The organism is Streptomyces sp. NPDC006207, assembly GCF_040613835.1.
Classification (GTDB): Bacteria; Actinomycetota; Actinomycetes; order Streptomycetales; family Streptomycetaceae; genus Actinacidiphila.
Genome location: NZ_JBEXSX010000002.1, coordinates 39,263 through 61,518, shown reverse-complemented (window position 1 = coordinate 61,518; position 22,256 = coordinate 39,263). Strand labels below are relative to the sequence as shown.

Annotated in this window: 27 protein-coding genes, 1 tRNA gene and 1 pseudogene; 17 read left to right on the top strand and 12 right to left on the bottom strand. The window is 69.4% G+C overall.

What is annotated here, in order from left to right; genetic code table 11:
• The first annotated feature begins 9 nt into the window (after positions 1 to 9).
• Positions 10 to 744 (top strand): hypothetical protein, encoded by a 735-nt coding sequence (locus ABZ312_RS01720; protein ID WP_500436163.1) that lies wholly within the window; start codon positions 10 to 12, stop codon positions 742 to 744.
• 22 nt (positions 745 to 766) lie between these two features.
• Here the strand turns inward: ABZ312_RS01720 and ABZ312_RS01715 are convergent, their stop codons facing one another.
• A complete protein-coding gene (locus ABZ312_RS01715; RefSeq protein ID WP_500331567.1) occupies positions 767 to 1,066 on the bottom strand; it encodes a hypothetical protein in 300 nt (99 codons plus the stop codon).
• A gap of 6 nt (positions 1,067 to 1,072) precedes the next feature.
• Between ABZ312_RS01715 and ABZ312_RS01710 the strand changes: the two genes are divergently transcribed.
• The gene (locus ABZ312_RS01710; protein WP_499512371.1) at positions 1,073 to 1,195 is read left to right on the top strand and encodes a hypothetical protein; all 123 of its coding nucleotides are present in this window, start codon (positions 1,073 to 1,075) and stop codon (positions 1,193 to 1,195) included.
• A gap of 109 nt (positions 1,196 to 1,304) precedes the next feature.
• Here ABZ312_RS01710 and ABZ312_RS01705 read toward each other — a convergent pair whose 3' ends face one another.
• Together ABZ312_RS01705 and ABZ312_RS01700 are read right to left on the bottom strand one after the other, a co-directional pair.
• Positions 1,305 to 1,772 carry a hypothetical protein gene (locus ABZ312_RS01705; protein ID WP_500436162.1) on the bottom strand — a complete coding sequence of 156 codons (468 nt, stop codon included), beginning with the start codon at positions 1,770 to 1,772 and terminating at the stop codon, positions 1,305 to 1,307.
• Between the two features lie 80 nt (positions 1,773 to 1,852).
• Positions 1,853 to 1,987 (bottom strand): hypothetical protein, encoded by a 135-nt coding sequence (locus tag ABZ312_RS01700; protein ID WP_500331570.1) that lies wholly within the window; start codon positions 1,985 to 1,987, stop codon positions 1,853 to 1,855.
• A 231-nt stretch (positions 1,988 to 2,218) separates the two neighbouring features.
• On the opposite strand from ABZ312_RS01700, the gene ABZ312_RS01695 reads away from it, so the two are divergent.
• Complete coding sequence (locus ABZ312_RS01695; RefSeq protein WP_500360253.1) at positions 2,219 to 2,575, top strand: hypothetical protein; 357 nt, start codon at positions 2,219 to 2,221, stop codon at positions 2,573 to 2,575.
• Positions 2,576 to 2,654: 79 nt separating this feature from the next.
• Here ABZ312_RS01695 and ABZ312_RS01690 read toward each other — a convergent pair whose 3' ends face one another.
• Entirely contained in the window at positions 2,655 to 2,951 is a 297-nt protein-coding gene (locus tag ABZ312_RS01690) for a GYD domain-containing protein (RefSeq protein WP_500331574.1), read from the bottom strand.
• A 297-nt stretch (positions 2,952 to 3,248) separates the two neighbouring features.
• Here ABZ312_RS01690 and ABZ312_RS01685 point away from each other — a divergent pair, with 297 nt between their 5' ends.
• Both ABZ312_RS01685 and ABZ312_RS01680 read left to right on the top strand, forming a co-directional pair.
• The gene (locus tag ABZ312_RS01685; RefSeq protein WP_500360255.1) at positions 3,249 to 3,770 is read left to right on the top strand and encodes a SigE family RNA polymerase sigma factor; all 522 of its coding nucleotides are present in this window, start codon (positions 3,249 to 3,251) and stop codon (positions 3,768 to 3,770) included.
• Positions 3,767 to 4,831 carry a hypothetical protein gene (locus ABZ312_RS01680; RefSeq protein ID WP_500436160.1) on the top strand — a complete coding sequence of 355 codons (1,065 nt, stop codon included), beginning with the start codon at positions 3,767 to 3,769 and terminating at the stop codon, positions 4,829 to 4,831. Before ABZ312_RS01685 ends, ABZ312_RS01680 begins: the two co-directional genes overlap by 4 nt.
• Positions 4,832 to 4,940: 109 nt before the next feature.
• Here ABZ312_RS01680 and ABZ312_RS01675 read toward each other — a convergent pair whose 3' ends face one another.
• Positions 4,941 to 5,801 carry a zinc-dependent alcohol dehydrogenase family protein gene (locus ABZ312_RS01675; RefSeq protein WP_500436158.1) on the bottom strand — a complete coding sequence of 287 codons (861 nt, stop codon included), beginning with the start codon at positions 5,799 to 5,801 and terminating at the stop codon, positions 4,941 to 4,943.
• 237 nt (positions 5,802 to 6,038) lie between these two features.
• Here ABZ312_RS01675 and ABZ312_RS01670 point away from each other — a divergent pair, with 237 nt between their 5' ends.
• The 3 genes from ABZ312_RS01670 (at position 6,039) to ABZ312_RS01660 (ending at position 8,497) form a co-directional block, all read left to right on the top strand.
• Positions 6,039 to 6,662: a hypothetical protein gene (locus tag ABZ312_RS01670; RefSeq protein ID WP_500436156.1), complete on the top strand. Its 624-nt coding sequence runs from the start codon at positions 6,039 to 6,041 to the stop codon at positions 6,660 to 6,662.
• Positions 6,663 to 6,905: 243 nt separating this feature from the next.
• Entirely contained in the window at positions 6,906 to 7,427 is a 522-nt protein-coding gene (locus tag ABZ312_RS01665; RefSeq protein WP_500360255.1) for a SigE family RNA polymerase sigma factor, read from the top strand.
• Positions 7,427 to 8,497, top strand: a complete 1,071-nt coding sequence (locus tag ABZ312_RS01660; protein ID WP_500436154.1) for a hypothetical protein — start codon at positions 7,427 to 7,429, stop codon at positions 8,495 to 8,497. The genes ABZ312_RS01665 and ABZ312_RS01660 overlap by 1 nt, the downstream gene beginning before the upstream one ends.
• On the opposite strand, the gene ABZ312_RS01655 is transcribed toward ABZ312_RS01660, so the two are convergent.
• Together ABZ312_RS01655 and ABZ312_RS01650 are read right to left on the bottom strand one after the other, a co-directional pair.
• A complete protein-coding gene (locus ABZ312_RS01655) occupies positions 8,404 to 9,018 on the bottom strand; it encodes a transposase (RefSeq protein WP_500436152.1) in 615 nt (204 codons plus the stop codon). The two genes, ABZ312_RS01660 and ABZ312_RS01655, sit on opposite strands and share 94 nt — an antisense overlap.
• Positions 9,019 to 9,520: 502 nt before the next feature.
• Positions 9,521 to 9,766, bottom strand: a complete 246-nt coding sequence (locus tag ABZ312_RS01650; RefSeq protein WP_500332309.1) for a hypothetical protein — start codon at positions 9,764 to 9,766, stop codon at positions 9,521 to 9,523.
• An 859-nt stretch (positions 9,767 to 10,625) separates the two neighbouring features.
• Between ABZ312_RS01650 and ABZ312_RS01645 the strand changes: the two genes are divergently transcribed.
• Complete coding sequence (locus ABZ312_RS01645) at positions 10,626 to 11,036, top strand: tyrosine-type recombinase/integrase (RefSeq protein WP_500436150.1); 411 nt, start codon at positions 10,626 to 10,628, stop codon at positions 11,034 to 11,036.
• A 613-nt stretch (positions 11,037 to 11,649) separates the two neighbouring features.
• Positions 11,650 to 12,171: an SMI1/KNR4 family protein gene (locus ABZ312_RS01640; protein WP_500436148.1), complete on the top strand. Its 522-nt coding sequence runs from the start codon at positions 11,650 to 11,652 to the stop codon at positions 12,169 to 12,171.
• Between the two features lie 111 nt (positions 12,172 to 12,282).
• Here ABZ312_RS01640 and ABZ312_RS01635 read toward each other — a convergent pair whose 3' ends face one another.
• Complete coding sequence (locus ABZ312_RS01635) at positions 12,283 to 12,603, bottom strand: hypothetical protein (RefSeq protein WP_500436146.1); 321 nt, start codon at positions 12,601 to 12,603, stop codon at positions 12,283 to 12,285.
• 272 nt (positions 12,604 to 12,875) lie between these two features.
• On the opposite strand from ABZ312_RS01635, the gene ABZ312_RS01630 reads away from it, so the two are divergent.
• The 3 genes and pseudogenes from ABZ312_RS01630 to ABZ312_RS01620 form a co-directional block, all read left to right on the top strand.
• The gene (locus ABZ312_RS01630; protein WP_500436144.1) at positions 12,876 to 13,043 is read left to right on the top strand and encodes a tyrosine-type recombinase/integrase; all 168 of its coding nucleotides are present in this window, start codon (positions 12,876 to 12,878) and stop codon (positions 13,041 to 13,043) included.
• Between the two features lie 540 nt (positions 13,044 to 13,583).
• Positions 13,584 to 14,297: a VWA domain-containing protein gene (locus ABZ312_RS01625; RefSeq protein WP_500332302.1), complete on the top strand. Its 714-nt coding sequence runs from the start codon at positions 13,584 to 13,586 to the stop codon at positions 14,295 to 14,297.
• Between the two features lie 1,022 nt (positions 14,298 to 15,319).
• Positions 15,320 to 16,387: pseudogene (locus ABZ312_RS01620) on the top strand (tyrosine-type recombinase/integrase); the annotation flags it as partial.
• Between the two features lie 69 nt (positions 16,388 to 16,456).
• On the opposite strand, the gene ABZ312_RS01615 reads toward ABZ312_RS01620, so the two are convergent.
• Both ABZ312_RS01615 and ABZ312_RS01610 read right to left on the bottom strand, forming a co-directional pair.
• Positions 16,457 to 16,529 (bottom strand) — tRNA-Arg (locus tag ABZ312_RS01615).
• Positions 16,530 to 16,619: 90 nt separating this feature from the next.
• Entirely contained in the window at positions 16,620 to 17,102 is a 483-nt protein-coding gene (locus tag ABZ312_RS01610; protein WP_500360117.1) for a MarR family winged helix-turn-helix transcriptional regulator, read from the bottom strand.
• A gap of 103 nt (positions 17,103 to 17,205) precedes the next feature.
• Between ABZ312_RS01610 and ABZ312_RS01605 the strand changes: the two genes are divergently transcribed.
• The 3 genes from ABZ312_RS01605 (at position 17,206) to ABZ312_RS01595 (ending at position 20,134) form a co-directional block, all read left to right on the top strand.
• Positions 17,206 to 17,616 (top strand): organic hydroperoxide resistance protein, encoded by a 411-nt coding sequence (locus ABZ312_RS01605; RefSeq protein WP_499512347.1) that lies wholly within the window; start codon positions 17,206 to 17,208, stop codon positions 17,614 to 17,616.
• Between the two features lie 255 nt (positions 17,617 to 17,871).
• Positions 17,872 to 18,501, top strand: coding sequence for a TetR/AcrR family transcriptional regulator (locus ABZ312_RS01600; protein ID WP_499512346.1), 630 nt, complete (start codon positions 17,872 to 17,874; stop codon positions 18,499 to 18,501).
• A 121-nt stretch (positions 18,502 to 18,622) separates the two neighbouring features.
• Positions 18,623 to 20,134: an MFS transporter gene (locus tag ABZ312_RS01595; protein WP_500332300.1), complete on the top strand. Its 1,512-nt coding sequence runs from the start codon at positions 18,623 to 18,625 to the stop codon at positions 20,132 to 20,134.
• A gap of 94 nt (positions 20,135 to 20,228) precedes the next feature.
• Here ABZ312_RS01595 and ABZ312_RS01590 read toward each other — a convergent pair whose 3' ends face one another.
• Positions 20,229 to 20,996 (bottom strand): dioxygenase family protein, encoded by a 768-nt coding sequence (locus ABZ312_RS01590; RefSeq protein ID WP_500332299.1) that lies wholly within the window; start codon positions 20,994 to 20,996, stop codon positions 20,229 to 20,231.
• 9 nt (positions 20,997 to 21,005) lie between these two features.
• Positions 21,006 to 21,653: a GTP cyclohydrolase II gene (locus ABZ312_RS01585; RefSeq protein WP_500332298.1), complete on the bottom strand. Its 648-nt coding sequence runs from the start codon at positions 21,651 to 21,653 to the stop codon at positions 21,006 to 21,008.
• 102 nt (positions 21,654 to 21,755) lie between these two features.
• Between ABZ312_RS01585 and ABZ312_RS01580 the strand changes: the two genes are divergently transcribed.
• Positions 21,756 to 22,256, top strand: a complete 501-nt coding sequence (locus ABZ312_RS01580; RefSeq protein WP_499512342.1) for a MarR family winged helix-turn-helix transcriptional regulator — start codon at positions 21,756 to 21,758, stop codon at positions 22,254 to 22,256.

Genomic DNA, 22,256 nt, shown 5'->3' with positions numbered 1-22,256 from the left:
GACTGACGGATGAGGAACAGCCGAGCACACGACGACCGGATGGACGCGGCCCTGGCCGAGCGCCTCCTCGACGCGGACCGCAGCGCGGCCGGCGACGGCCCGGCGGACGCCCTCGCACGCCTGCTCACGGCCGCCGCGGCACCGCTGCCGGGCGACCCCGAACGTGAGCGCGCCGCGCTGGCGGCCTTCCGGGAGGCCCGGTCCGCCACGAGCGGCGGCCACGGCCGGAGGCAGGCCCGCCGCGACCGGTCCGCCCGGCGCACCAGGGCGGCGCTCGGCGGACTCGCCGCGGCCTTCGCCCTCGGCGGAGTGGCCGTGGCCGCGCAGACCGTCTCGCTCCCCGGCCCCTTCCACCCGGGCACGGCCGGACCCCGGCCGGTGTCGCCCGCGCCGTCCTCCGCTCCCGCGGGCCCGGGCGGCGGCACGCGCACCGCGTCCCCGCACGGCACCACCGTCACGCCCACGGCCCCGCTCACGCCCCCACCCGTCCCGTCACGCGGCCCGCACGCCTCGGTGCCCCCGCTCGCCGCGCCCACGGACGCCGGGCTGAAGGGGCTGTGCCGGACATACGCCAAGGCGGCGGAGCACCACAAGAGCGTCAACGCCTCGACCCTGGCCCGGCTGGAACGCGCGGCCGGCGACGCCGCCGCCGTGCCCGCCTACTGCGCCCGGCTCACCGGCGCTCCCGAGGTCACGGCTCCGCCGGTCCGCCCTCAGACCCCGGAGGGGAGCCTCCGCCGCTGACCGTGCAGGGCCCGACGGGCCCTCAGCCCCACACCGAGCGGACGCCGTTGACCAGGTTGACGACCGTCCCCAGCACCAGGAACCAGCCGAAGCAGAGGTAGACCCGCCCCACGGTCCGGTCGCCCCGCACCGGCGAGGACACCGGACCGGGCGCCGGAGCGGATTCCACGCGCACCGGCTCGTCGGGGGCGAGCAGGCCCCGCGCCGCGCGGCGCCACACGCGGCCCGCCCGTATGAGCACGATCGCCACGAGGCAGCAGAACGCAGCCGTCTGGAAGTAGGTGCCAGGTGATGCCAATTGCGCCGAGGCGTAGCTCTGCATGAACGCGTGACCTTCCAGGATTCCGGACGCGCCGGACCGCACACCGGCCTGCCCGTACCGACGGGCGAGGCGGTCGAGGACGGCCCGGCCGGCGATCTCGGCGGAGAGCCGTACGCGGCCATCTTGTGATGATCCGGAACGCAGGTCAACACCCTCCGGCCGCCCGAAGAAAGGCGGACCGCACGGCGGAGCGGAAAGCGAGGAATCGCCCTATCCGCACACCCCCTCCAGGAATCGGTCAGAGGCAGGCGACGTAGTACAGGGTGTGGCCCGCCGCCCGCGCCCGCCGGGCCAGTCCGACGAACAGCCGCGCGCACTCCTCGGCCTCCTGACGGTCCCCGAAGCGGACCTCCTCGATACCCTCCCAGCGCTCGGCGATCCCCGGCAGGGCCTCGTCGCCGACGGCCGCGAGCGTGTCCCGCCAGTCCTCCGGTATCTCCTCGATCAGCAGCCCCGGCTCCGCGTGCCACTGCGCCGGATCGGGCCACGCCGGCTCGGGTCCTTCGTCCGCGGCCTCGAAACCGGTTCCCCACGCGTAGGCGACCAGTTGCCCGAGCACGACGACCGGATCCAGGCTCTTCATCTCGAACCAGTCGGCGCCGGCCTCGTCGAGCCGCGACCAGGGATATCCGCGCAGGTCCGGCCCGACCGCCCAGTCGATCGCCGTGCCGCGGTCGGTGGTGTGGAAGGCGTACCGCACGCCCATCGCGCACCTCCCCCTGCCGAGTCCTTGTGCCACCACGACCAGTGGAGCAGACGCCACTGACAACCGGCCCGGTCAGCCGATCAGACGGTCAGCCCGAACGCCGCCCGCGCCTCGGCCTCGGGGTCGGTCAGCTGCGAACCGGCGTCGGCCATGAGGCGCCGGGCCCCGGCGGCACCCCCGGCGGAGAAATTCGCCCCGGGTCCATGCGGTGGCATTCCCGTCCGGCTCCCACGCGGCGGCGCCCACCCGGGCGGGCGCCGTGTCCGGCGACACCGTCACCACGCCACCCCGAGCCGCCCTCCCCGCCCCTTGCCACCCTCCACACGCAACCCCTCCCGGGGGTTGCGGACTCAGGCCCCCGCGGAAAGGTTCTCACCCGGCTCCGGCCCCGCGTCTGGCATGTGACCCCGCCGGTCAAGGGAACCGGCCGCACCAAGGGGGTATCAATGGACGTCGAGCAGGTCATGGACTTCCTCGTCGACCACCGGGCCCCCGGCTACGTCTCCGAACAGCTCCCCTCCATGTCGTGGATCATCGACGCGGAGCACATGGCCCGCATCGTCCAGGTGGCGAATCGGTGGCTGCGGTCCGACGACCCATTCCGAGCGGCCGTAGCGATCGGCCTGGAGAACGAGACGTATCTCGCCGACTCCTGGGAGGAGATCGCCGCCCTGGCCGCACCCCTCAAGGAGCGGTTCCCGTCCCTGGCCGCCGACGTGGACGCGTGGATGGCGCGGGCAGAACCCTCCTACGAGCGGCTGAGGCGCGGCTCCTTCTTCGAACAGGCCGCCGACGGCTCGTGACCGCGCTCCGCCCGGTCCTCCCGTCGTCCCGGGGGCCCGCCCGAAGTTCGTCCAGGTGCGGTGGCGAGGCCCTCGTTCCTCAGGCGGACGCCTTGGCGATGATGCCCTCGACCTCGTCCCGCCCGAAGGCCCGCAGGGTCGTGCTGCGGATGTTGCCGATCGCGCCGAGCCGCAGCAGCGCCGCGGCGGCGGTCTCGTCGTCGGGCGCCTCGACGAGCGCCACGAGGTCGTAGGGCCCCACGGTCCAGTAGATGTCCACGAGCCGCCCCCCGACGCGCCGCAGGGCGTCGCCGAAGGCGTCGGCCCGGTCGGCCGTGTCGGCGTAGGCGCGGATCCCCTGGTCGGTCCAGCTCAGCAGCGTGATGTAGAGCGGCACGATCTCTCACCTCGACAAAGAGAGGGGCGTCCTCTCACAGCGTATGTGCGCCCCTGTCGGGCCGCATCCGGCGCGGGGGCGGCCGTCGCCCGATCAACGAGGATGCTGTTGCCACCGGCCTCCGCCGTCGCGCGGACGAGCTTTCAGGTCCGCTCCGCCCAGGCGTCGCGCGCGGCCCTTCTGGGTGAGCGCGCCGGTTCCGGTACCCGAGTCGTGGGCCGTGCAACCTTTCGCCTCGCTTCTTGCATCAGGGTGTCGGGCTTCACCTGGAGTGCGGCCTGGAAAGGAGTGCCGTCCATGGCGGAGCGCGGGCGTGATGAGGAGTTCAGGGAGTTCGCCGAGTCCAGAGCGGACTGGCTGCGCAGAGTGGCCTTTTTGTTGTGTTCGGACTGGCATCGGGCTGATGACCTGGTGCAGGAGACCTTCACGAAGTTGTACGTCCACTGGCGGCGGATGCGGCGTGCGGAGAACCCGGACGGTTATGCCCGGGCGGTGCTGGTGAACACGTTTTTGGCGGAGCAGCGTTCGCCGCGGCTGCGGTGGGCGGCTCGGTGGCAGGGCCGGCCGGTGGAGGACCATCCGGCGCCGCCGGCCGATCCGGATGCCTCCCTTGATCTGCGGCGGGCGTTGGCGGCGATTCCGCCCCGGCAACGCGCGACTTTGGTGCTCCGCTATTACCACGATCTGAGTGTCGAGCAGACCGCCGATGCGCTGGGTTGTTCTCCGGGGAACGTCAAGAGCCAGACGGCGCGTGGTCTTCAGGCTCTGCGTGGGGTGCTCGCCGCCCGTTCCGCCACTACTGCTGGGAGGACTGTGTGAAGCGTGACGGGACCGATGAGATGACCCGGGAACAGGTTGAGTTGGCCGCCACGGCTGCGCCCGCGAGTGGTGTCGATGTCAGCAGGGAGGTGCGGGAGGGCAGGGTCCGGGTGCGGCGCAGGCGGTTCGCGGCGCTCGGTGCGGTGGCGGCTGCGGTGGCGGCGACCGCGGTGGTGTCGTTCCTGCCGCCCGGTGTCGACCGGGCCGAGCGGCCGACGCCGGCCGCGAGCCGGGTCTGGACCGCTCCCACCCCCGCCCCGGACACAGGCCACGCCCCCTTGACCCTGGAGGCGTCCTTCGGCTGGCTCCCGGCTGGCTTCGACAAGATCGAGTACTCGCCGCAGCAGAAGAGAACCGTCGTGAGCGTCGCGGGCAAGATCCCCGAAGGCGGTGTGAGGGGGCCCGGCCTCTCGCTCGACGTCTACCCCGAGGGAACCAAGCCGTCGCTCGGGCGCCCCTGGTACCCCGGAGGTCCTCGGCAGTACCGGATCGACGCGCCGCCGGTCAACGGCCGCCCCGCGTACTGGGTGGGGAAGAGCCCGACGGCAGCCTGGGGCCCCGCGGGTGTCTGGCATCTGCGCTGGCAGACCGCGGACGGCCGGTGGGCGGAGTTGCAGGGTGACGGTATGCCGGGGACCGCGGGGCAGCAGACCCTGCACAAGATCGCCGAAAGAGTCGTCGTGGCTCACCGGGCGATTCCGTTGCCGTTCCGGATCAGCGGTGTGCCCGCGGGATTCGCCGTTTCCGAGGCCTCCTTCGACATGGGGCGGAGGCCGGACGACGCGCCCTGGACGGCCACCGTCGACTTCATCGTCGGCGGGATGTACATCCACACCACGGTCCAGCCGGACCTGCCCGAGCCCACCATGAGCCCGCCGCCAGGCGCGGTTGTCCAGCGCTCCACGTCCACCTGCGTCCGGGAGGACGGCCTCAAGCTCTGCACCGGTTCGGAGTACGGCGTGGACGCCTACCGCGCCGTGGGCGGCCCGAAGGGCTGGCTCAAGCGGTTCACCCTGCTCGGGACGGACCAGCACGACTGGACGACGAACGTGCTGGGCTGACGTCGACGGGCGCCCCGAAGCGGCTGCCCGAGCCCTGTGGCACGCATACGGTACGGCCGTGATCACGAGAAAGGGCCAGTTCCGGGGGATCAAGCCCCCTGAACTGGCCCTACGGCATGCGCCCCGGCGGTTCACCCACCGCTGTTCGAGGGCTGTCTTGGTACGGCGTCCTACGTGTCTCGGCGAGCGTGATGGCTTCGATGAAGCGTTCGAGCGGGAACGGCCGGCCTTCGGGGATGCTCAGCACGCCGTCGGCGACGAGATCACGGACCTCGGACAGCGCGCGCAGCGCGTCCTCAGGTGAGGCACTCCCGAACCAGCGGTTCAGCCAGAAGCCACGGACCGCTTTGGTCTCGTAGATGACCGAGCGCGCCGACAGCGGGATCGTCAGCGCTGCCGGGTCGGTCTGCCGATGGGTGGAGAGCGCGCCGTAGACCACGACCTGTCCTCCGGGAGCCAAGGCCTGGGACACCTGGGCACCAACGGGGCCCGCGACGCAGTCGATGGCCTTGCGCACGCCGTCCGGCCCCGCGATCTCGGCCACGCCGTGCACCAGGTCCTCGTCCTCCGTGCAGATGACCTCGTCGCCGCCGAGTGCCCTGATCTCCTCGACGGCATCGCGTCGCCGCACGACGTTGATCGTGCGCATACCCAGATGCCCGGCCAGCTGAATGACGAGCCGGCCGACGGTGGAGCCCGCGGCCGTCTGCAACAACCATTCACCCGGCTGTACGTCGAGTTCGCGAGTCACCAGGAGCAGCGGGGTCAACGGGTTGACGGCGAGCTGACAGGCGTCGGAGTCGCTCATCTGGTCGGGGACCGGCAGGAGCCTTCGTGCATCGGCGACGAGGTATTCCTGCCACGTGCCGGCCACGCGCGGCCCGGGTACCGCCGGGACCGCGACGGTCACCACGCGCTCGCCGATCGTCAGTCCCCCGGCATCCGGGCCCAGGGCCTCGATGCGGCCCACGCATTCCATGTGCCCCCCCGACGGTGGGAAACTCCGGGGAGAATCCGTAGCGGCCGCGCCCGCCTGCACGACCTCGCCGTCACCGGGCAACTCCCACCCCGTACGGGGACAACCTTTAGGCTGTGCGGATCTGTCATCCGTCTCGTGGGGGCTGATTTCGTGCGCGCCGTCCGATCCATCCGCCGGTCCGGCACCCGGAGGCCCCGCAGATCCAGATGCGCCGCGGGGGTCGTCGCGTTGGGTCTCCTCGGGGGGCCGGCGCTCTCCGGTTGTGCGAGCGAGGGCAACCCCGACAACGCCAACGGCGGGCACGGGCCGATCCTGAGGAAGCTCTGGGACGTGCCGACGGGGTACGCGGGGGACTACGACTACGTGCGTGCCGTCTGGGTGATGGACGACCGGATCGTCCGCGTCTCGAACATGTCGCTCGAGGCCATCCGGTTGTCGGACGGCCACAGCATGTACTACCGGCAGCTGGACTACCCGGCAAGTGCGTCAAGGGCACTGGACTCACAGGACCGGGGCCTCGTCGACGGGTCCACGTACGACGCGCGTACCGGCACGGATCTGAACCCCATGGGAGGCGGTGACGGTCAGAAGTTCGTGGCGAGAGAACCGGGCGTGACGCGGCAACCGATCCAGGAATGGCGGAAGAAGGGGCACAAGTACAACTCCTTCACCGTTCAGGATCCCGCGACGGGGAAGATCGTTGGCCGGTACTCCGTGCCGGAGCTGAACTTCATCGCGAAGGGCGAAGTGGACAAGTGCTTCGGGATACGGCTGAAGGACGGGCGGATCGTCTTGGTCGCCTCGGACAACGTCGGCGACTACCTGGCCGCCGCCTATCGCGCACCGGAGTAGGCCGTGCCTGGAGCAGCCGCTGTCCGACCTCTCCGGGAGCGAGGGTACCGGGGCACCTGGTGCTTCTGCCCGGCTGGTGACAGGCCCCTCTCCGGTGACCCCCGTGCACGGTGACGATCCTGCCGCACCACGACGGGAGAACTGATCGCCGCAGGCACGATGGGCCGTGCAACCTTTCGCCTCGCTTCTTGCATCAGGGTGTCGGGCTTCACCTGGAGTGCGGCCTGGAAAGGAGTGCCGTCCATGGCGGAGCGCGGGCGTGATGAGGAGTTCAGGGAGTTCGCCGAGTCCAGAGCGGACTGGCTGCGCAGAGTGGCCTTTTTGTTGTGTTCGGACTGGCATCGGGCTGATGACCTGGTGCAGGAGACCTTCACGAAGTTGTACGTCCACTGGCGGCGGATGCGGCGTGCGGAGAACCCGGACGGTTATGCCCGGGCGGTGCTGGTGAACACGTTTTTGGCGGAGCAGCGTTCGCCGCGGCTGCGGTGGGCGGCTCGGTGGCAGGGCCGGCCGGTGGAGGACCATCCGGCGCCGCCGGCCGATCCGGATGCCTCCCTTGATCTGCGGCGGGCGTTGGCGGCGATTCCGCCCCGGCAACGCGCGACTTTGGTGCTCCGCTATTACCACGATCTGAGTGTCGAGCAGACCGCCGATGCGCTGGGTTGTTCTCCGGGGAACGTCAAGAGCCAGACGGCGCGTGGTCTTCAGGCTCTGCGTGGGGTGCTCGCCGCCCGTTCCGCCACTACTGCTGGGAGGACTGTGTGATGCGTGACGGGACCGATGAGTTGACCCGGGAACTGGGTGAGTTGGCCGGCACGGCTGCGCCCGCGAGTGGTGTCGATGTCGGCAGGGCGGTGCGGGAGGGCAGGGTCCGGGTGCGGCGCAGGCGGTTCGCGGCGCTCGGTGCGGTGGCGGCTGCGGTGGCGGCGACCGCGGTGGTGTCGTTCCTGCCGCCCGGTGTCGACCGGGCCGAGCGGCCGACGCCGGCCGCGAGCCGGGTCTGGACCGCTCCCACCCCCGCCCCGGACACAGGCCACGCCCCCTTGACCCTGGAGGCGTCCTTCGGCTGGCTCCCGAAGAACATCGACGCCCTCGGCTACCTGCCGGAGAAGGGCAAAACCGTCGTGCGGGCCCAAGGCAAGGTCCCCGAAGGCGGTTCGGTCGCACCCATCCTCTGGCTCAAGGTCTACCCCGAGGGGACCACGCCCTCGACCGGGCGGCCCTTCTACCCGGGAGGCCCGCGGCAGCACCGGGTCGAGGCGCCGTCGGTCAACGGCCGCCCCGCGTACTGGGTGGGGAAGAGTGCGACGGCCGCCTGGGGGCCCGCCGGCGGGTGGACTCTGCGCTGGCAGACAGCGGACGGCCGCTGGGCCGAACTGAGCGCCGAGTACATGGCAGGTACCGGCGCACAGGAGATCCTGCACCGGATCGCGGAAGGGGTCGTCGTGGCTCACCGGGCGATTCCGTTGCCGTTCCGGATCAGCGATGTGCCCGCGGGACTCACGCTTTCCTCGGCCTACTTCCAGGAGGATCCGACCCCTTGGGCAAGGCATGTGCCCTGGACGACCACCATCAGCTTCCTGGTCGGGGGGAGGTACATCACGACCACGGTCCAGCCGGACCTGCCCGAGCCCGCAAAAAGCTCGCCCCCGGTAGGCTCCCAGCACGTCCCGCCCAAGCCGACCTGCGTCCGGGAGCGCGGCCTCAAACTCTGCACCGAGTCGATGTACGGCGTGGACGCCTACCGCACGGTGGGCGGCCCGAAGGCGTGGCTGAAGCGGTTCACCCTGCTCGGGACGGACCAGCACGACTGGACGACGAACGTGCTGGGCTGACCCGCACGGATCAGCCGTCGGGAGCACCTCTCGCTTCCCCGAGTGCCGCCAGGACGTGCTGTGTTCCGTCGAATCCACGCCTTCCGCGTGACCAGTACCGACCGGCCCCCTGACCACCCACAGCGGTCAGGGGGCCGACTGCCCACGGGGTGCAGCGACAGGGGGAAAGCCGTGGCCCGCTTGAGGACCTCCACGTCCTCCCGCAGCCGCCGGTTCTCCTGCCGCAGCGCGGCCAGCTCCTCACGTTCGCTGCTGGTCAGGCCGTCACGCTCGCCGGCGCCGACCTCGGCCTGCTTCACCCCGTCGCGCACCGCGGTCTCGGTGAGATCGAAGTCCTTGGCGACCTGGCCGACCGAGCGGTCCCCGCGTCGGCACAGCTCGACGATCTCGGCCCTGAACTCCGGCGTGAACGAGCGGCGAGGCGTGGCGTCTTCTTCCCCATGCTCTCCATGATGGACATCCTCCCGGGGCTGAACCCCAGATCTCGGATGTCCGCCACAGCGGATCAGGCCCAACAGCACCAACTCGGCTATGGGGCACGATCGGATCAGAAGGCTTCTCGCCACCAACAATGTGTCGGCTCGCCGTATGGCAGGCCATCGGGTCTTTCGAGGATTTTCAGGTCGAGAGTCTGCACGATGCTGCGCAACTCTCGGGCTGTCTTTTTTGGGAGAGCACAGATCGCCAGCTCCAGTAGATCTCGCTCGTCTGAGGGCTCAGGGCAGCAGTCTGGGACGCCGCACCGGTCACTGAACGGTGAGGGAAGCTGGTCCTTCGGCGCTTGTGCGATGGCTGCCCAACGGGAGAGAGCTTGCCCTACCAGGCCGGGCTGGAGCCGGGTTCGTTCCAACTCGATGACTCGTGCTTGAGCGGGGCCCGAGAGTCGGCTGATCTTTGAGTAACTGCCGTGATTGGCAGCAAAGCGTCTGTTGTTCGCCCGGAGGCGTGAGGGGCGCCTACGCGGCATGGCCCTTTCGGCTGTGCGTCATGGACGGCAGTCTGTCATGCGGCCAGCCCGATGCGTCAGCGTGCGTCTGGTCCTGATTCAGGCCCTATGTAGATCTCTATGCCTTCGGAGTCCCAGGCCCTGTTGTAGCCACCGCTCGGCGCGTGCACAACGAAGTCCTCAGCTTCAAAGGAGACCATGCCGTCATCGCCGTCTCCGAACCACTCCACGACGACGTCCTTGTCCGGCTCCATCACGTACTCGGCCGCGGCCGGCTCGAAGACCACCACCATGCGCCGGTCCGCATTGATCAGGAAACGCATCCGTACCCTGCCGAAGGTAGTCGGATCGGTTCTCCTGGAAGTGATTCTCCGGTCACCTGACCTGGGAGACGTTCTTGGTCGGTACTCTGACCTGCGGTTGGGCTGTCAGCGGTTGTCAGCTTGGTTGTCATTGAGCACCGCCGGACGGCCCGGAGACGGCCCGGAGACGGCCCGGTCGGACCGTGGCCTAGAGCCCCCCCAGGCCGAGGTTGGCGCCATCGCGAAGATCTGGGAAGCCTTGAGCGATGAGGGCCGCAGGCTCAAGGCAGGCGTGACGGGTCGATGCGCTGGTCGGGTTGTTGGCGCAGCCAAGCTGTTGGTACCTAGCGACAGCGGTCCGGAGCTTGTTGGCGACAGAACGCAGCGTCGCAAAGCCTTCGTGGTGCTCGATCTGCTCCAGAGCGAACGATGCATCGGCCCCTGTGGCTTCCGCTGCAGAGCGGCACTCGGCAGTGAACATCCGCGCTGACGAGGTTGAGCAGGGCGACCCTGTGCCTGAACCGAACCGCGACTCATTGGGAGTGAGGCGGTGCTCCAGGACCGTCTTGACGTGAACGGCAATTGCTGCCTTGGGCGACTGGGGAGCCTCCTCCTGGCCTGTGGACGCAGCCGGCGAGGCGGCTCGGTCAGGGTTCGGCTCAGCGTGGGAATTGCTGCAACCTGCCAGCAGCACCAGAGCCGCCGTTCCACCGCAAGCGATCGAAACTAGTTGCCGCTTCACCTAGGTCCCGCCCCCAACCTCGTACGTGTCGGGCGTGATCTTATCCAGGCCTTGATCACGTCCAGTCAAGGTTGCAGGTCGGTAAGTGCGGGCAGCTGAGGCGCGAGGTCGGCGGCGCGGCTGTGGGCGGGAGCTGGCATGAGTGGCCCTCCCGAGCGAACTGCTTCCGGACGTTCAGCGGCACCTCGACACCTACGCCGGGCACGGCCGGGACGGTCACGTCTCCCTCGGTCCCCGGGGGTGGGGCAGGTGCGGCGGAGCAACATCCGCGACGACTGGATCCGCGCGCGGTCCAGGTCGGGCACGGCGGACGTGCACTTTCACGATCTTCGACACACGGGGAACACCCTGGCCGCCTCCGGCGTGAGCCTGCGGGAGCTGATGACCAGGATGGGCCACAGCACTCCGCCTGCGCTGATCTATCAGCATGGTCAACGGCCGAGACCGAGAGATCACCGACCGACGCCGATCACTGCTGCGATGGGCTACTGGGCGCCGCACTCTGAGCTTGGGAATCGCAAGGTTGGACGAACACCAAACAGATCCTGACCCGCCAGGTCTGGTGGCTCAAGATGCCGTTGCGGGGGTTCGCGGTGGCCCCTGATCGACTGTCGGTTACCGCCCCGATCGGGCACGCATTGGGCACGGCAGAACGCGCTGAACGCGCGTCGGTAAGGACGGATTGGGCGCGCTGTTCGCGATCAACGCGCGGTCGTTCCGCCTCGGCCTCAAAGATGCAATCGAGTCGACTTGTGGATTACATCCCGAACCTCCCGCGGGATGGAGGCTCTGCTTCCCGCGACTCGGGCAGTCTCTGGACCTGCCCGCAATAGCCCGATGTGGGCCCCGATCCTCGAGCTCGCCCCATGGTGGCTGCCTAAAGCATCGGAGCGCCGGCCGACCCGGTCACCGCGGTTCTGACCTCATGCCCCCGGCCTACCTACCTCTGCGGGCGCGCGGCGGCGGACGGCGCGCCGAGTGGGACGGAGGCAGGAGCGTGGGCGGCGGCCGGACGCGGGCCGCGCGCCCGGCGGAGCGTGAGCGACGCTGGGTGCCTTGATGAGGTAGAGAAATCGGTAACAAGTACTGTGGTCTGACCCGCCTCCCGTCGCCCCACTGGCAAGATCGCGATCTACGGCTGGAGTGCCAGAAGGGTATGGCGATGGCAACGCTTGCAGAGATCGAAGCCCTGTTGGGTGAGTCCCGGTTCAACTGGTCGGATCCGGCTCCGTGGACGGACTTGGAGCAGGAACTTGGTATCGAGTTTCCTGCGGACTTCCGTGAGATCGTCGACGCCTACGGTTCAATCGAGATCAACGGGCAGTTGTATCTGAAGCATCCCGCCGCTCACCTTCTGCACAGTCTGGGCGAAAAGATCAGGGGGGATCTCGAGTTCTGGCGTGAGGAGGACATGGCGGAGTTCCTGCCCAGTCCGGTGGGGGCGAGCCCCGGTGAGTTGATGCCGGTGGCGACGGCCACGACGGGCGAGGCGGTTTTCCTTCGCGTTCCCGACGACCCCTCGTCGCCCTGGCGCGTCGTGGTCCAGGAGTTTGACGGCCCGGCCTGGACTCTCTACGTGATGACGTTCGGGGAGTGGCTGTTGGCTTACCTCAGGGGTGAGGACGTGACCGTGTGTTCTCGCAACCGTGCGCCTGGCCGCCCGTTCTACGAATTCCTGCCCTGACAATGGCACGGTCCCGCTGGCAGGTGTGGAGCTAACGGGCCCGCTCCGCGACCTCAAGGTCGTGAGACCGGGCAGCGCCGCAAGACCGAGCGTGTAGTAGACCGGCGACGCTCACTTGGCCATGGGAGACGGGCCCACACCGAGCAGCTCGACAACCCAGAAGTCGCCGTACGTGAGTGAGAGGCTACGGATGTTGGCGCTGCCGACCCTGCCGGTTGGCAGGCGTACCTCCAGCGGTCCCGGCTTCAGCGCCCACTCTGGGCTGATGCCAGGTACCTCGCTGCGGGCGGCCTCAACGGTCCCCTTCCAGCCCGTACGGGACTCGCGACTTTCGGTGCTGGCGTGCTCCCTGAGGTGGACCTCGGCGAAGTCGATGCCGCCAACCGTGGCAGGTCCGTCGTAGCGGCTCAGGCTGAGTGAAGTCTCGGACATATCTCCAGCTTGACGCAGGTTGCGCCGGCGGCCGTGGCTGACGCCGCGGTGCCTGCGGCACCGATCCGCTGACCCTGGTCGACGCGCTGCGGGTCGCCAACGGCCCCGGGTTCGAGCGCTTGCACGAACAGGTGCAGCGCACTGGGGGCTGCGCCGAACCGATCCACCTGGCTTCCCGAGCGAAGTGCTGCCGGACGCTAAGCGGCACCTCGACACCTACGCCGGGCCCGGCCGGGACGGTCACGTCTTTCTCGGCCCCCCGGGGTGGGCAGTTGCGGCGGAGCAACTTCCGGGACGACTGGATCCGCGCGCGCTCCAAGGCGGGCATCACGGCAGACGTGCACTTCCACGATCTTCGACACACGGGGAACACCGTGGCCGCCTCCGGCGCGAGCCTGCGGGACCTGATGACCAGGATGGGCCACAGCACTCCGCGCTGATCTATCAGCACGTGGCAACGGCCGAGATCGCCGATCGGCTCGGGTCGCTGATCCGCAAGGCGCGAGGTGACGTGGACTCGTAGTGGACGTCGTGGCACGGATGTGGCATCGCCATGGTCACGAGAAAGGGTCAGTTCCGGGGATCAAGCCCCTGAACTGGCTCTTCGTCATGTGCCCCAGGCAGGATTCGAACCTGCGACACCCGTTTCAGGAGTTCGTTCACAGCCACAGGCGCGCCCGTGTGGGCACTGCTCCAGCTCAGGGCAAGCCTCCCGAAACCGCCGGGGTCCGCGTTTGTACGGCTCTGTTGCCGTCATCTTCTGCCGTCAGGATCTACGGAGCCAGTGCCCCGACAACGGCTGGAACCTGAGCTTTGAAGATGCGGGCACAGTCCGCTGGCAGGGCCGGCTCGACGTGAATCACGGCCGTGGCAGGCTACGGGGTACTGCGACCGTCTGTCCCCGTTGCCGTCACTGCCGTCTGCGCCTTGCTCCAGCAGACGCTGTTCTTGCCGTCGGAGCGGTCGAATAGGGTGCGCGGGTGACCCGCAAAGGGATTTACTCAGCGTCCATAGCCGTCCGGATCAGCGGGACGAAGCGACATTCGACTCGCGTCGTGCTAGCCCTACCTGGGGCACACCGTTATCCGTTCGAGGCCGGAGTCATCGCCGACATGGCCCGCAGAGTCGCCACCTTGGGCGACTTCCTGGCTCCAGGGGCAGGCGTCGATGCCTGGATGTACACATCACGGCCGCATCGCCTTCCTGAGCTCCGGTTGCCTCAAGCCGCGGGGTGGATCGAGGACTGGGCGGTCCTCCCACGCGAACCTCTGCTCTCTCACGATGCTGCGCGGGGCAACCTGCTCACCCAGCGCACGGCCCGCTATGAGCTCTTCGGCCCCGAGGACGCAGCTGAGGCGATCAGGGGAATCGCGCGAAGCATCCGTGCGGAGGAGGTACCGACCCTCGTGTTGTTCTTCGTGTGGGGACTCCACTCGGAGGGTCCCGGGTTGGCCGATGAGCTCGAAGAGGCATCCGGCGAGCACGTCTTCTGGCAGTTCGTCGGCGACACGAGTATGGGGTCTTCCGTTCTCGATCACCTGGACAGCCTGCGGGCCGAAGCGCCGCACATCTCCAACGTAAACCTTTACCAAGGATGGGACTCGATTCAGGAGACGCCCGATTACCTGTTTTTCCGTGGCGTGCTCAAACCTTTCGTCCGCTGGCGGAAGGCGCTTCCTCAGATGAATAGCTAGGACTTGTCCGGTGGGTCATCTGACTGCTTCGTGTCCGAGTCTTAGATACGGGTATGGGGCGGGGTGATCTGAGTGATGCGGAGTGGGAGAGGCGACCTGGGCAGATGGCCCGCTGTTGCCCGTGTAAGAGGGTCATGCGATGCCCGGCGTTGGCCATGGTTCGCCGCTCGATCTGGCACGCATCCGGCAGGACAGCAGTCAGACGAGACGCCAAGACCAGCACCACGGAGTCCAGTGGCCGGCGGGCCTCTCTTCGCGCCCGCCGACGTGCTCGACGACTATGTGCTGGTGATCTTCGCACTCTTCGTGAGCTCGGAGATCTGTGGACTGTTGGTCATGTGCTCCCCACCTCGTGAGAGGGCAAGTATGGCGACACTTCATGCCGTTGGTCATCTTCCCGGGATTACTCGCGTTGACGGGGACGAGGAAGGCGGAGCGGTATGGCCGGTGGCCTCCCTGGGCTGGGGCTGCGCATGATCAGGGGGCCGTACGCTTGCGGGCAACTCGGGCGGGCTTGTCCCTGCCCAGACGGCCCGGGGCGAATGAGACGACGCCGGGCCGACAGCATCGCGCTGCCGGCCCGGATTGCGTTACACGAGGAAAACCTCTTGTAGCTACAGGTTCGGAGGTTCGTGCGGAGCTCGAACGCCGTGACCTCGGAGCGGTAGTCCTCCCATTCCCAATCTTGTTGCGCAGGAAGTGAATCGGGCTTCCGTTGACCTGGGATTGCCTGGGCGAGCACCCCCGTGGCCTGCGATCGCCCCGCCAATGCTTGTCAGCGTTGGCCACCCCTGGGCGCCCTCGTACGGCCCACAGACGGCCCCGCGACGATGTTCGCCTCGCGGGACGACGCCGCACAGCCCTCTGCGGCGTACGGTCACCGAAGTCTCCGGGCCGTGGTCCGGGGGGCGCTTGCGACGGTCGACGGGGAGATGAGGCCCAGCGCGGGGTTGTCCTTACCGTCCCGCATGTGGTTGAGCCAGCGTTCGTACCAGCTCAGGAAGTCCTGGGCCGAGGAGACGTTCGCGTGCCAGACGGACGGCACCCGTAAGCGCAAGACCGTCTACGGCAACACGTGGGAGGGGTGCGACACCAAGCGTCAGGAGCTGGTCCGGCGTGATCGCCAGGGCATCCCGACACCCACGCGCTCCGCGAAGCTCTCCGAGTGGCTGCCCTACTGGCTGGAGCAGTTCGTCCAGGCGCGCCGCAAGCTCAGCACGTACGACAAGTACGAGGCGCACGTGCGTCTGTACCTGATCCCTCTGCTGGGCACGAAGCGGCTGGACTCGCTGAGCGTCGCTGACGTCCGCCGCTTCATCACCCGAGTGCAGAACGCGCAGACCGCAGCCACCGCGAAAGAGGCACACCGGGTGCTGCGCATCGCGCTGACAGCAGCAGCGCGGGAGGAGCTGATCGTGCGGAACGTGGCGGCCCTGGTGGAGGCGCCCCGCATGAAGCAACGGGAGATCCGCCCGTGGTCGCTGCAGGAAACGCTGACGTTCCTGGAAGCCGCGCGCACGGACCCGCTGTACGCCGCATTCGTGCTGGCCATCTGCATGGGGCTGCGCCGCGGGGAGCTGGTGGGCCTGCGCTGGTCGGACGTGAACCTGGACAACCGCGTGCTCCACGTGCGCCAGCAGACCCAGCGCCGCCGGGGAACGCTGTACGACGACGACCCCAAGAGCCGCCGCAGCCGGGTCGTCCCGATGCCGGCCCTGTGCATCGCGCCGCTGCGCTGGCACCGTCTCCGGCAGCGCGAGGCGTTCACGCGCACGGGCGTCGCCTGGTCCGAGGCCAGGCACATCTTCGCGACGAGGAACGGCCGCCCGGTGGAGCCGCGTAACGTCTACCGGTCCTTCACCCGAGTTGCCGCCTAAGCAGGGCTGCGGGTGGTCCGGCTGCACGATGACCGGCACGGCTGCTGACGGCTGACGGCTGACGGCGTCGCGCCCCGGGTCATCATGGAGATCCTGGGGCACAGCCAGATCAGCATCACGATGGACGTCCATACCCACGTCGTGCACGACACCCAGCGCGAAGCCATCAGCCACATGGACCGCCTGCTCAAGCGCCGACTGCCGGGCGCCTGAGACCCGGTTGCGGTCTAGGCCTGCCGTCAAAAAGGCCCGCACCATGATCGGTGCGGGCCTTTTCCCTTGTGCCCCAGGCAGGATTCGAACCTGCGACACCCGCTTTAGGAGAGCGGTGCTCTATCCCCTGAGCTACTGAGGCGGAGGCGTGGGACAGCCTAGCGGATGAGGGTCAGGGGTGTGCCGGCGATTGCGCCGGGTGCCGGGGGTGTGTGGCGCTGCGCGAGGGGCGTCAGCCGCAGGGCGGGCCGTCGTCGAGGTCGGCGGCGGTGAGGGCGGCGGTGAGGCGGTCGACGCGGGCGCGGAGGTCGTTGATCTCCTCCAGGTCGAGGCCGGTGGCGGCGGAGATGCGGCGCGGGATCTGGAGGGCCTTGGCGTGCAGCGCGGTGCCGGCGTCGGTGAGGTGGACGGTGACGGAGCGCTCGTCGTCGGTGGAGCGCTCGCGGCGTACGAGGCCGGTGGCCTCGAGGCGCTTGAGGAGGGGGGAGAGGGTGCCGGAGTCGAGGCGCAGGTGCTCGCCGATCTTCTTGACCGGCAGGGCGCCGTGTTCCCAGAGCACGAGCATCACCAGGTACTGGGGGTAGGTGAGGCCGAGGTCCTTGAGTACGACGCGGTAGACGCCGCCGAAGGCGCGCGAGGCGGCGTGCAGGGAGAAGCAGATCTGGTTCTCGAGCCGGAGGTGGTCCCCGGCACGGGCGGGCGCGGTGGCGGTCATGGGTCCAGGGTAGCCCGACCGTCCACGTTTTAGTTGTGTGCAACTCAGTTGTGTGCTCTACTTGTCGTCAACGAGATCGCAACCGATCGAAAGAGGACGTTCCATGGACGCGCTGTACACCGCTGTCGCCACCGCCAACGGCCGTGACGGGCGCGCCGTCAGCTCCGACGGCCAGCTCGACCTGGCGCTGGCCATGCCGCCGGCGCTCGGCGGCAACGGACAGGGCACCAACCCCGAGCAGCTCTTCGCCGCCGGCTACGCCGCGTGCTTCGCCAGCGCCCTCGCCCTGGTCGGGCGGCAGGCGAAGGTGGACACCAGCGAGATCTCCGTGACCGCCGAGGTGACCATCGGCAAGGACGACACGAGCTTCGGTCTGGCGGTCGTGCTCCGCGCCGAGCTGCCGTCGGAGCTGGAGAACGAGACCGGCCGCACCCTGATCGAGCAGGCCCACCAGGTCTGCCCCTACTCCAAGGCGACCCGGGGCAACATCCCGGTCGAGCTCGTCGTGGAGTAAGCGGAGCAGGCATCGGCAGGAGCGGAAGGGCCCCGGACGCGCGGTAGCGTCCGGGGCCCTTCCCGTGCGTGCGGGGACCGGACGGCCCGGGAGGCCCCTCAAGGGCTGCCGGAGCCACCCGCATTGATTGTGACTCAGCTCACAAGCGGCCCTGAAATATCCGGGGAACGGCTCCCCGTTTACACCTACGTCGCACAAACGGGGACTCGCTCCCCGGAACCGAGCGCCACCGAGAGACAGAGAGGAGTACCCGTTATGGCAGTCGTCGCCACGAAGCTCCGCGCGGACGCCACGCGCAACCGCGAGCGGATCATCGTCGCCGCCCGCGAGGTGCTCCTCGAGCACGGTACCGACGCCCCGCTCGACGAGATAGCCAAGCGGGCAGGTGTGGGCAACGCCACCGTCTACCGGCACTTCGCGGACCGCCAGGAGCTCGCGCTCCAGGTGGCCCTGTCGGTGACGGACAGGATCACCCGGCGGGCCGAGGAGGCACTGGCGCAGGAGCCGGACGCCTTCGACGCGCTGCGCCGCTTCGTGCACGAGGCGGCCGACGAGCGCGTGGGCGCGCTGTGCCCGATGCTCTCCACCGGATTCGGCAAGGGGGACCCGCGGCTCGAGGAGAGCCGCATACGCTTGGAGCACGCGATCGAGGAGCTGATGGCCGCCGGGCGGCGGTCCGGACGGCTCCGCGCCGACATCGACGTCGGCGACGTGATGGTGGCCGTCAGCCAGCTGACGCGGCCGCTGCCCGGTAAGCACTGCGGCAGCATGGAGCGCTTCATCCGCCGTCATCTGCAGTTGTTCGTGGACGGCCTGGAGGCGCCGGCGCGCTCCGAACTCCCGGGTGACTCCGCCACTTTCGAGGACCTTCGGCAATGTCGCTGAGTTCCGCCTGCCGAACGGGCGCCCCCGCGTAATTCACTCGCCCACAACATTTCCGTTACGTACCGTATGTCCTCTTCGTCTTCAATGTCGTCATCTCTTCGTCCCGTTAGTGAGTTCATCCATGCCTGATCTGGCACACGCCCAGCGCTGGAAGGCGCTGGCCTTCATCGCGATAGCCCAGCTGATGGTCGTCCTCGACGGCACCATCGTGAACATCGCCCTGCCCTCCGCCCAGACCGACCTGGGCATCTCCGACGCCAACAAGCAGTGGGTCATCACGGCCTACGCGCTGGTCTTCGGCGGCCTGCTGCTCTTCGGCGGACGCATCGCCGACCTGTGGGGCCGCCGCCGCACCTTCGTCACCGGCCTGATCGGCTTCGCGGCCGCCTCCGCGATCGGCGGCGCCGCGGCCAACGAGGGGGTGCTCTTCGGTGCCCGCGCGCTGCAGGGTGCCTTCGGCGCGCTGCTCGCGCCGGCCGCGCTGTCGCTCCTCGCGGTGATGTTCACCGAGGCCAAGGAGCGCGCCAAGGCGTTCGGCATCTACGGCGCCATCGCCGGTGGTGGCGGTGCCGTCGGCCTGATCCTCGGTGGTGTGCTCACCGAGTACCTGGACTGGCGCTGGACGTTCTTCGTCAACATCCCCTTCGCCGCCGTCGCCGCGTTCGGTGCCATGCGCTTCGTCCACGAGCCCGTCGGCAGCCGCAACAGCAGCGGCCTGGACATCCCCGGCGTCGTGCTGGCCACCGCCGGTCTTGTCTCGCTCGTCTACGGCTTCACCCGCGCCGAGACCCACGGCTGGAGCGAGGGCACCACGATCGGCCTGTTCGTGGCCTCGGTCGTGCTGCTGGTCGCGTTCGTGGTCGTCGAGGCCCGCGTGAAGGCCCCGCTGCTGCCGCTGCGCGTGGTGACCGACCGCAACCGCGGTGGCGTCTACCTCTCGCTGGGTCTGGCCATCATCGCGATGTTCGGCCTGTTCCTCTTCCTCACCTACTACCTGCAGGTCGTCCAGGGCTACTCCGCGCTGAAGACCGGCTTCGCCTTCCTCCCGATGATCGCGGGCATGATCGCCGGTTCCACGCAGATCGGCGCGCGTCTGATGACCCGCGTGCGTCCGCGCCTGCTGATGACCCCGGGCTTCCTGGTGGCGGGTCTGGGCATGCTGCTGCTGACCCAGCTGTCGGTCGACAGCTCGTACGCGGGCCTGGTCCTGCCGGCCGAGATCCTGCTCGGCCTCGGCATGGGTACGGCCTTCATGCCGGCCATGAGCCTGGCCACGCACGGTGTCGAGCCGCGTGACGCGGGTGTCGCCTCCGCCATGGTCAACACCTCGCAGCAGGTCGGCGGTGCCATCGGCACGGCGCTGCTGAACACCATCGCGGCCAGCGCCACCACCACGTGGGTCGCCGCACACGCTGCCGAGGCCCGTACGCTCGGCAAGCAGGGCTTCGTCAACGCCGCGGCCGTGCACGGCTACTCCACCGCCATCTGGTGGGCGGTCGGCATCCTGGCCCTGTCCGCGATCATCGCCTTCACCTTCATCACCACCAGCGGTGGCGGCGGTGTGGTGGCGGCGTCCGGCAGCAAGGACGCCGAGGGCGCCGAGGAGGTCGCCGTCCCGGTGATCGCCCACTGACGGACGCGTCGACGACGACGGCACGCCGGAGACGGCGAGTACGGCGAAGGGCCCCGCTTCATGGGAGGAAGCGGGGCCCTTCGCGTTGCGGAGACTACCGGCCGAACTGCACGGACCGTTTGGCCAGGCCCATCCAGAAGCCGTCGATGACGCTGCGCTGGGTGCCGAGGTCGTCCTCGGCCGCGCCCATCGTGACGAAGAGCGGTGCGAAGTGCTCGGTCCTGGGGTGGGCGAGCCGCCCGGCGGGGGACTTGTGCTCGAAGTCCAGCAGGGCGTCCACGTCCTGCCCGTCCAGCGCGCGGTGCCCCCAGTCGTCGAACTCCGCCGACCAGCCCGGCACCCCGCCGGCGTGCCGCAGCGCGGCCAGGTTGTGGGTGAAGAAGCCGCTGCCGACGATCAGCACGCCCTCGTCGCGCAGCGGGGCGAGCCTGCGCCCGATGTCCATGAGCTCCCGCGGGTCGAGGGTGGGCATCGAGACCTGCAGCACGGGGACGTCGGCGTCCGGGTACATCTCCACGAGCGGGACGTACGCCCCGTGGTCCAGGCCGCGGTCGGGGATGTCCTGGACGGGAGTGCCCGCGCCGCGCAGCAGCTTGCGCACGGAGTCGGCCAGCGCGGGCGCGCCCGGGGCCGCGTACCGCACCTCGTAGTAGTGGCGGGGGAAGCCCCAGAAGTCGTACACGAGCGGGACCGTGGTGGTGGCGCCGAGGGCGAGCGGGGCCTCCTCCCAGTGCGCGGAGACCATGAGGACCGCCGTGGGGCGGGGGAGCCCGGCGGACCAGGCGGCCAGTTCGCCGGGCCACACCGGGTCGTCGGCGAGCGGCGGGGCGCCGTGCGAGAGGTACAGGGCGGGCATGCGCATAGGGCCTCCTCAGGCCGGGAGGTCGAGGGTGTGGTGGGTGTGCTCGGCCTTGGCGCGCAGGTAGCGCACGTTGTCTTCGGACAGGTGGACCCCGGTCGGAACCCGCTCGGTGATCGTGACGCCCAGCGCGGACAGCTGCGCCGCCTTGTCGGGGTTGTTGCTGAGCAGGCGGACGGCGTCGACGCCGAGGGCGCCGAGCATCTGGGCGGCGGCGGTGTAGTCGCGTTCGTCGTCGAGGCGGCCGAGGGCGCGGTTGGCGGCGTAGGTGTCCAGGCCCTCGTCCTGGAGGGCGTACGCATCGAGCTTGGCGTACAGGCCGATGCCGCGGCCTTCCTGGCGCAGGTAGAGCAGGTAGCCGCCGGTCTCGGCGATGCGCTGCACGGCCTCGCGCAGCTGGGGGCCGCAGTCGCAGCGCGCGGAGCCGAAGACGTCGCCCGTCAGGCACTCGGAGTGGGGGCGGACCAGTGGGGACGTCACGCCCTCGTGAGGGCCGAGGCCGAGCGCGAGGTGCTCCTTGCCGTCGGCGAGGCCGGTGAAGGTGAAGACGTCGGCCGGGGTCGTCCAGCCGTCGGGGAAGGTCAGGGGGATCCGCACCCGGGTGCGGATGGCCGCGCGCGATGGGGCGGGGGCTGCGTCCGGTGCGGTCGGGGTCGTCATACGGCTCCCTCGCCTGAAGAGTTCCTTGAAGTTTCAAGCTGGCAAGGGGGAACGTACCGGCGATTGCTTGAAAGTTCAAGGTCGAATTCGTAGGCTGGGAGGATGACGACGAGAGCCCCCGAACCCCGCTGGCTGAGCGAGGAGGAGCAGCGCGCCTGGCGCGCGTACATGGCGTCCACCCAGTTGATCTCGGACGCACTCGACCGGCAGCTCCAGCGCGACGCGCGGATGCCCCACGCGTACTACTCGCTGCTGGTGTGGCTCTCGGAGACCCCCGACCGCCGGATGCGCATGACGGAGCTGGCCGAACGCTCGAAGATTACGCGCAGCCGGCTCTCCCACGCCATCTCCCGCCTGGAGGAGAACGGCTGGGTCCGTCGCGAGAACTGCCCCTCCGACCGGCGCGGCCAGCTCGCGGTCCTCACCGACGAGGGCTTCGCCGCGCTCGCGGCGGCCGCTCCGGGCCATGTGGAGGCGGTGCGCGGGGCGATCTTCGACCGGCTCTCGGAGGAGCAGGTGCGCCAGCTCGGCGAGATCTGCCGGGTCATCGCCGAGGGGCTGCAGCCGCAGAATGGAGCGGTGGACCTTCCCTGGCTGCGCTGA

What these genes read in the sequence shown, in the direction of transcription:
- ABZ312_RS01685 (WP_500360255.1), top strand. Translation starts at nt 3,249, where the DNA reads ATGGCGGAGCGCGGGCGTGATGAGGAGTTCAGGGAGTTCGCCGAGTCC.
- ABZ312_RS01635 (WP_500436146.1), bottom strand. Translation starts at nt 12,603, where the DNA reads ATGTCCGAGACTTCACTCAGCCTGAGCCGCTACGACGGACCTGCCACG.
- ABZ312_RS01650 (WP_500332309.1), bottom strand. Translation starts at nt 9,766, where the DNA reads ATGCGTTTCCTGATCAATGCGGACCGGCGCATGGTGGTGGTCTTCGAG.
- ABZ312_RS01595 (WP_500332300.1), top strand. Translation starts at nt 18,623, where the DNA reads ATGCCTGATCTGGCACACGCCCAGCGCTGGAAGGCGCTGGCCTTCATC.
- ABZ312_RS01660 (WP_500436154.1), top strand. Translation starts at nt 7,427, where the DNA reads ATGCGTGACGGGACCGATGAGTTGACCCGGGAACTGGGTGAGTTGGCC.
- ABZ312_RS01640 (WP_500436148.1), top strand. Translation starts at nt 11,650, where the DNA reads ATGGCAACGCTTGCAGAGATCGAAGCCCTGTTGGGTGAGTCCCGGTTC.
- ABZ312_RS01580 (WP_499512342.1), top strand. Translation starts at nt 21,756, where the DNA reads ATGACGACGAGAGCCCCCGAACCCCGCTGGCTGAGCGAGGAGGAGCAG.
- ABZ312_RS01700 (WP_500331570.1), bottom strand. Translation starts at nt 1,987, where the DNA reads ATGCCACCGCATGGACCCGGGGCGAATTTCTCCGCCGGGGGTGCCGCC.
- ABZ312_RS01590 (WP_500332299.1), bottom strand. Translation starts at nt 20,996, where the DNA reads ATGCGCATGCCCGCCCTGTACCTCTCGCACGGCGCCCCGCCGCTCGCC.
- ABZ312_RS01605 (WP_499512347.1), top strand. Translation starts at nt 17,206, where the DNA reads ATGGACGCGCTGTACACCGCTGTCGCCACCGCCAACGGCCGTGACGGG.
- ABZ312_RS01720 (WP_500436163.1), top strand. Translation starts at nt 10, where the DNA reads ATGAGGAACAGCCGAGCACACGACGACCGGATGGACGCGGCCCTGGCC.
- ABZ312_RS01695 (WP_500360253.1), top strand. Translation starts at nt 2,219, where the DNA reads ATGGACGTCGAGCAGGTCATGGACTTCCTCGTCGACCACCGGGCCCCC.
- ABZ312_RS01645 (WP_500436150.1), top strand. Translation starts at nt 10,626, where the DNA reads ATGAGTGGCCCTCCCGAGCGAACTGCTTCCGGACGTTCAGCGGCACCT.
- ABZ312_RS01600 (WP_499512346.1), top strand. Translation starts at nt 17,872, where the DNA reads ATGGCAGTCGTCGCCACGAAGCTCCGCGCGGACGCCACGCGCAACCGC.
- ABZ312_RS01585 (WP_500332298.1), bottom strand. Translation starts at nt 21,653, where the DNA reads ATGACGACCCCGACCGCACCGGACGCAGCCCCCGCCCCATCGCGCGCG.
- ABZ312_RS01610 (WP_500360117.1), bottom strand. Translation starts at nt 17,102, where the DNA reads ATGACCGCCACCGCGCCCGCCCGTGCCGGGGACCACCTCCGGCTCGAG.
- ABZ312_RS01665 (WP_500360255.1), top strand. Translation starts at nt 6,906, where the DNA reads ATGGCGGAGCGCGGGCGTGATGAGGAGTTCAGGGAGTTCGCCGAGTCC.
- ABZ312_RS01715 (WP_500331567.1), bottom strand. Translation starts at nt 1,066, where the DNA reads ATGCAGAGCTACGCCTCGGCGCAATTGGCATCACCTGGCACCTACTTC.
- ABZ312_RS01705 (WP_500436162.1), bottom strand. Translation starts at nt 1,772, where the DNA reads ATGGGCGTGCGGTACGCCTTCCACACCACCGACCGCGGCACGGCGATC.